At 74.9% G+C, this 498-nt stretch carries 1 protein-coding gene; it reads left to right on the top strand.

The window, feature by feature from the left end; all coding sequences use genetic code 11:
- The first annotated feature begins 55 nt into the window (after nt 1-55).
- On the top strand, nt 56-394 hold the full coding sequence (cutA, locus tag G3I65_RS48950) for a divalent-cation tolerance protein CutA (RefSeq protein WP_160702448.1): 339 nt from the start codon (nt 56-58) through the stop codon (nt 392-394).
- Nucleotides 395-498 lie beyond the last annotated feature (104 nt).

Genomic DNA, 498 nt, shown 5'->3' with positions numbered 1-498 from the left:
GGGCCCGCGCTCGGCGCCGCCGCGATGCGCCGGCTGCGCCGGTAGCCTCGGCCCCATGACGGCGGAGCACGTGATCGTGACGTCCACGACGGACTCGGAAGCGGCGGCGCGGGAGCTCGCCGCGCGGGCGGTCGAGGAGCGGCTGGGGGCCTGCGCCCAGGTCGTCGGGCCGATCACCAGCGTCTACCGGTGGGACGGCGCCGTGCAGACCGACCAGGAGTGGCGCGTCGAGGTCAAGACGACCGCCGGCCGCGTGCCGGCGCTGACCGAGCGCCTGCGGCAGCTGCACGGCTACGACCTGCCGGAGGTGATCGCCACGCCGATCGTCGGCGGCAGCGCCGAGTACCTCGCCTGGCTGACCGCCGAAACCCGTGGCCAGGACACCGGTTCCTGACTACGGTCAGGGAATGGAGCTCGAAGGACTCAGGCGGCGCTTCGCGACGCTGACCACCGCCCACCTCGCCGACGCGTGCATCCGGGCCGGCCTGCCGGTGCGCT

This window comes from Amycolatopsis sp. SID8362 (assembly GCF_010550475.1).
Classification (GTDB): Bacteria; Actinomycetota; Actinomycetes; order Mycobacteriales; family Pseudonocardiaceae; genus Amycolatopsis; species Amycolatopsis eburnea.
Note: the sequence above shows the minus strand (reverse complement) of the source record. Positions and strands in the feature narration are given on the sequence as shown.

Bases quoted from the DNA above. Each gene is read 5' to 3' on its own strand.
- cutA (WP_160702448.1), top strand. From the start codon at position 56: ATGACGGCGGAGCACGTGATCGTGACGTCCACGACGGACTCGGAAGCG.